The organism is Gardnerella bretellae, from assembly GCF_048545135.1.
Taxonomy (GTDB): Bacteria; Actinomycetota; Actinomycetes; order Actinomycetales; family Bifidobacteriaceae; genus Bifidobacterium; species Bifidobacterium greenwoodii.
The window spans coordinates 85009-91144 of the sequence record NZ_JBKQXU010000002.1; the positions used below are offsets into that span (position 1 = coordinate 85009).

Here is a 6136-nt window from a genome sequence, read left to right on the forward strand (position 1 = left end):
ATGGTTTACTCGTCTTGTATGCGCGCAGGAATCGGCGCAATAAATCGTTGCTTCGACAAGCTTTCGCTTCAAAGCCAAGATTCGTGTTTTAATGAGCACGGCACGCATGAGACTGCACTCGATGCTCCTTTAGTTCTTGTCGCTTGCTCCGGAGGCAGGGATTCGCTTGCTCTTACAGCGCTTAGTTCTATTGTTTGCGCGTCTCGAGGGCTTCGTTGTGGCGTAGTAATTGTTGACCACCATATTCAGCCTAATTCAACACAAGTTGCCGGCGAAGCTGCTAAACGCTGTATTCAGGCTGGAATAAACGAAAAATACGTTTTTATTAAGTCTGTTCAAGTAAAAGATTCTGGCGAAGGTGAAGAATCTGCAGCAAGGTTTGCGCGTTACGAAGCTATTATTGAAGTCGCAAAAATTCATAAAGCAGCCGTAGTTCTACTAGCTCACACTGCTAACGATCAAGCAGAAACAGTGCTTATTGGATTAAAAGATTCTGCAGGATTAGAAGCAGTTGCTGGTATGAAAGCTGTAACTTTGCGCCAAAACGTGCGTTTTGCGCGTCCGCTTATTGAGCTTACTCGCAATCAAACTACTGGAATTTGCGAAGATTTGGGAATTTCTTGGTGGGATGATCCTACTAATGGAGACACGTCTGCACAAAATCTTGAACTTTGCGAAAATTACCCTTTGCGCTCTAGGATTAGACACACTCTTATGCCTTATATTTCTCGCTTTTTACAAGCAGATATGGTGACTATACTTTCCCGAGGCGCCGATTTTGCTCAAGATGATCTTGACTACATAAATTCTAAAGTCGACGAAGCTTATGAAACTATTTTGCAAGCTAACGAAAAATCTCAAGAAATAGTTTTGGACGCAAAAAAATTAGCACAGTATCATCCTTCAATTCGCCGTCGTGTTATAGCAAGAGCTTTAACAGCGCTTTTACTGCGTTTTTCGTCAAGTCACATAAAAGCAATCGACGAACTTAGTGTAAATTGGCACGGACAAAAGCCTATTTCGTTACCTAATCATTATGAAGCGTTGCGGCACGCTCGTAATATCGTCATTCGTTTATGCCAAGATAGTGAACATGCAAGTTGCAGATATACGAGATGACATTGACTATGAATTAATCAGCCACGAAGACCTTATGAAGCGTATTCGTGAGGTTGCAAAGCAAGTGAGCGAAGATTACAAAAATCGTAATATTTTGCTCGTAGCAGTGCTTAAAGGCGCTGTTAATACGCTTGCTGTTTTTTCTCAAGAGCTGAGCGTTAATGCGCCAATGGACTTTATGAGTTTGTCAAGCTACGGCAGTGGTACTCAAACTAGCGGGCAGATTAAGGTTCGTGAAGATTTAAGTACGGATGTTCGCGGCAAAGATATTCTTATTGTTGAAGATATTGTTGATTCCGGTCGAACTCTTGATTGGTTGGTAAACGAGTTGAAGGGTCGCGGAGCTAACAGCGTTAAAGTTTTTGCTCTGCTAAGCAAACCAGCTCGCCGCGAAGTTGACGTTAAAATCGACTACACGGGATTTGAAATTCCGGATGCTTTCGTCGTCGGCTTTGGCATGGATTACGACGAACGTTACCGCAATCTCAATAGTATTGCAGTATTAAAGCCATCTGTTTATGGCAATTAAGCTTTGTGTATAGAGCTTACTTTATTCTTTATTCAAAATTCTTACCTGAATTTTTATAGAAATTAGGGAGTTTGAAAGGAGCCTTATTACATGGGCGCTTCTCCTATGACACCGCAAGGCCCAATGGGTGGTCCTGGGCGCGGAAATAACGGAAATAATCCGTTCTTAACCCCGCTAAATCCTAGGAATTCTCGAAATAACGGCCAGCGTAACAACAATAAAGGCAATAATGACGGCAATGACGGCAACAATAAGTCTCGTCGCCCAATCTGGCAGTCTCCATGGACGTGGATTGTTCTGCTAGTACTTCTTGCTGTAGTCGGCTTCCAAATGTTTGCAAAAACAGGTTCGCAAACTATTGATACCCAAGACGGTATTGAGTTATTGCGCTCGCATAAAGCAAACTATGCCGAAATTATTGATAACAAGCAGCTTGTGAAGCTTACTCTCGACAAAAAGTTTAGTAAGTATAATAAGCGAGATAAGCAGAAGCATGATTACGGCAAGGATGTGCAATTCTACTACACTATTGCTCAAGGTAAGTCTATTATCCAGGAAGTTGAAAAAGCTAAGCCGTCTAATGGTTGGACTGCAAACTTGCAATCTTCTGGAATTTTCTCCTATCTTGTTACTTCGCTTGTGCCTATTCTTTTCTTCCTTGGCATGATTTGGTTCATGTTTAGTCGCATTGGTGGTGCCGGCGGCGGAATGCTTGGAATGGGCGGCGGTCGCGGCCGCGGAAAGCTTGTTGAAGGTCAAACTCCTAAGACTAAGTTTGCTGACGTTGCTGGCGAGCAGGCTGCTGTTGAAGAGGTTGAGGAGATTAAGGACTTCTTAAAGGATCCTTCGCGCTACAAGGCTTTGGGTGCGCGTATTCCTCGAGGCGTTCTTCTTTACGGCCCTCCAGGAACTGGTAAAACATTGCTTGCGCGCGCTATTGCAGGCGAAGCTGGAGTGCCGTTCTACGCAATGGCAGGTTCTGACTTCGTGGAAATGTTCGTAGGCTTGGGTGCGTCTCGTGTTCGTGAACTTTTTGACGAAGCTAAGAAGAACGCTCCTGCAATCATCTTTATTGATGAGATTGATGCTGTTGGTCGTCGTCGCGGAAGCGGCATGACTGGCGGCCACGATGAGCGTGAGCAGACACTTAATCAGCTGCTTGTAGAAATGGATGGCTTCGACAACGACACTAATTTGATTATTATTGCCGCAACTAACCGTCCGGATGTGCTCGATTCTGCACTTCTTCGCCCTGGCCGCTTTGACCGTCAGGTTGCTGTTGAAGCTCCTGATTTGGAAGGCCGCGAAGCAATTTTGAAGGTTCACGCAAAGGGTAAGCCTTTCGTTCCAGACGTTGATCTTCATATGGTTGCTGTGCGCACTCCTGGTTTTACAGGTGCAGATTTGGCTAACGTTCTTAACGAGGCTGCTTTGCTTTGTGCTCGCTCTGGCGCGCAATACATTGATAATCGCGCTATTGATGAGGCAATTGACCGCGTTCAGGCGGGTCCTCGCAGGAAGTCTAAGGGCATGGCTTTGGACGAGTTGCGTAATACCGCTTACCACGAGGGTGGTCACGCTTTGGTTGCTGCGGCTTTGCATAATACGGATCCTGTTACAAAGGTGACTATTTTGCCACGAGGCCACGCACTTGGCTACACGGCTGTTATGCCAACTACGGATCGTTATTCCCAGTCGCGAAACGAGCTTCTTGATCAAATGGCTTACGCTATGGGCGGTCGTACGGCTGAGGAAGTTGTGTTCCACGATCCAACAACCGGAGCTTCTAACGATATTGAAAAAGCTACGGCTATTGCTCGCAAGATGGTTGTGGAGTTTGGTTTCTCTGCAAAGCTTGGAGCAGTTAAGTGGATGGACGCGGACGATGACGCTTCCGGATCTCTTGACTCTTTGCAGCCACGCAAGTTCTCGAACCGCACGGCTGAAGTTATTGATGAGGAAGTTCATAAGCTTATTGAAACTGCTCATACTGAAGCGTGGGAGATTATTAACAATAATCGCGACGTTTTGGACGAGCTGGTTCGTCAGCTTCTTGAAAAAGAAACGCTTAACGAGAAGGAGCTTAAGGAAATCTTTAGTAAGATTCGCAAGGCTCCGGAGCGTACTCTTTGGCTTTCTAACGACCAGCGTCCGGATTCAGATATTCCGCCTGTGGAAATTCCGGAAAGTTTAAGACGAAATGTAGAAGGAAAATCTGAGTAAAATTAGGTATTTTCTTTTTGCATCTAGTAGAATGTAACAAAACGCTGGTTTGCGCAAACAAAGTTGAAAACAAAAGCGCAAATCAAAAGTAAAACCAAAAAGTAAAAATCGAATATTAAAACTGAGAAAGCAGCACAACAGCAAGCGTAAATATTGCTATTGTGCGCTTTCTCGTATAGGCGGGGAGAAAAGCAGTGGAAGAAAATAGTTATAGCCTTATACGGCTTAACGGCGTGAGGCCTAATGTTAACGACATTGTTATTGGCTTGTACACGAACATTCGCATTGATGCTGTTCTAAAAGTTGATTTGAGCAGGGCGTTGGCTGGTAACGATACTCATGCAATTGATATTCCGCAATTGACAGATCGTCTTGCTTTTTCGTTAAGGCAGTGCGAGCACGATGATGAAATTGAAGATCATCCGTCAATCGCCTTGGAGCTTATGACTAATAAGGTTGCGGATTCTGTTATGCGCACATGGCAGGTTGTTGAAGCAGATGTTACTGTTCGCGCTTCTGTTCGCAGCAACTACTACGGTTTGCAAAGCGAAGTTGACGACGTTTCTGTTACTGTGCATCGTGTTGCTAAAAGAAAGTACGACATGTCTAACAGAGCAGTTCCCGAAAGTATTGCGCATGTTGCTGTTAGAAGCGGAAAAGTTGATATTGATGATTTAGAAGATAGTCCGAATGCAGACTACTTCCGTACGCTTATAGAACAGAACGAAGAAGAAAATAAGCGTATTGAAGATGCAGAAGCTGCTGCAGCGGCTCAAGCAGCTATAGATATTGCGAATGCTGCAGCTGAAGATTATATGGGTAATTCTGCAGAAGATGACGCTGCAAGTAAGTCTTGCAACGCTGAAGGCGAGGCTGTAAACGCTGACAACTCTTGTGAAAATACTTGTGACAATACTGGCGAAAATCTTTGCGAAAACCAATTAAATAATCCAGGAAACGAAATGGCTGCGAGTGAAGAAAGACACCGATTTTTCGACGTAGACCCGCTTCAAATGCGCACAACTTTGGTAATCTCAATGAGGGGTGTCGCCAATCATGCTACGCGTTCTGCTATGCTGAAAATAGTTGCACTTCTTGAGCAAGATGGAGAAACTCGCGTAGACGGCATATCCGCATTATATGTTGCGAATGCGCTTGATGCTGACTACTACACCTGCGTTTTCCTTCTTTCCTCAACTAGAGACGAGTATGAAATGTTGCGTTTAGTTCGTATTGTTTCTTGTTCAGATAAAGACAAAATAACTCTTCGCGTTCTAGGCTCTCGTTCATACGGAGCACCTGCTACGGAAACTGAATCAATAAATCCGGAAGGGCTGCCGCAAGAAATTGCGCAAATGGTAACAGTGGATCCTAAATCACCTGAACTTATGCCATGGATGCAAATTGAGTCGGACGCTGCTTTGGATCACAACCCGCTTTCGTATTCTTTAGCTCTTGCTTTAGATACTCAAACTGTTGGTATATACTCAGATCAATGGCTTTTAGGGGATGATTATTAATGAAAGCGTATCGCACACCTTGGTGGTATCTGGTATTAGGTCTGCTGTTTGGCTTTGTACTAGGCGCATTTCTTGTGTCGTCAACAGAGTCTAGTGCTATGTCTCTTGCCGGAGCTCCGTGGGTTGTTATATCAATTATGGTAGTTGCCGGTGTTGCAACATTTGTTATGGCTTTGCAAACTCACTTAAGTGTTAGTGAAAAAGCTAAGAAAAACAATAAGCATACAAGCCCGCAGTTTGCTGTTGCCGCTTTGATGTTGTCGAAGTCATTGGGAATGGCTGGATCTATTTTGGCTGGCTGGTATATAGGCCAGTTGCTAATGAGTTTGCCGCACAGTGAAATGGTATTTTATAATTCTGTTGTTGTGCGCGAGTGTTCTATTGCAGGATTCGTTTGCTTTGTAGATATGCTTGTTGGCATTTTGGGCGAATTTCTTTGTCAGTTGCCGCCGGAAGATGGTGCAGAGTCTACAAAAAAGTCTGACCGCACTCCGGCAACATGCTAGTTTTACGTAATGCTATTTAGTTTTACGTAATGCTGTTTAGTTTCGCTCAATAACTTATTGCTTTGCATAAAGCAGTAAACGCTGGAATTTCAACGTTTATAAGGATGGTATATTACTTTGGCTGAATTTATCTATCAGATGATTAAAGCGCGTAAGTCTTATGGAGATCGCGTAATTCTCGACGACGTTACTTTAAGCTTCCTTCCGGGCGCAAAAATTGGTGTTGTTGGCCCGAACGG

Annotated in this window: 5 protein-coding genes; all 5 read left to right on the plus strand. The window is 44.2% G+C overall.

All coding sequences use genetic code 11. The annotated features are described in order from the left end of the window. The 5 genes from tilS (at position 1) to ACJV7B_RS01810 (ending at position 5897) form a co-directional block, all read left to right on the plus strand. Entirely contained in the window at positions 1 to 1119 is a 1119-nt protein-coding gene (tilS, locus tag ACJV7B_RS01790; protein WP_410314492.1) for a tRNA lysidine(34) synthetase TilS, read from the plus strand. Then, entirely contained in the window at positions 1094 to 1648 is a 555-nt protein-coding gene (gene hpt / locus ACJV7B_RS01795; protein ID WP_004136780.1) for a hypoxanthine phosphoribosyltransferase, read from the plus strand. The genes tilS and hpt overlap by 26 nt, the downstream gene beginning before the upstream one ends. A 90-nt stretch (positions 1649 to 1738) precedes the next feature. Further along, entirely contained in the window at positions 1739 to 3871 is a 2133-nt protein-coding gene (ftsH, locus tag ACJV7B_RS01800; RefSeq protein WP_419388833.1) for an ATP-dependent zinc metalloprotease FtsH, read from the plus strand. 194 nt (positions 3872 to 4065) lie between these two features. Then, the gene (locus tag ACJV7B_RS01805) at positions 4066 to 5391 is read left to right on the plus strand and encodes a hypothetical protein (RefSeq protein WP_004136783.1); all 1326 of its coding nucleotides are present in this window, start codon (positions 4066 to 4068) and stop codon (positions 5389 to 5391) included. Next, on the plus strand, positions 5391 to 5897 hold the full coding sequence (locus ACJV7B_RS01810; RefSeq protein ID WP_004136785.1) for a DUF3180 domain-containing protein: 507 nt from the start codon (positions 5391 to 5393) through the stop codon (positions 5895 to 5897). Before ACJV7B_RS01805 ends, ACJV7B_RS01810 begins: the two co-directional genes overlap by 1 nt. Positions 5898 to 6136 lie beyond the last annotated feature (239 nt).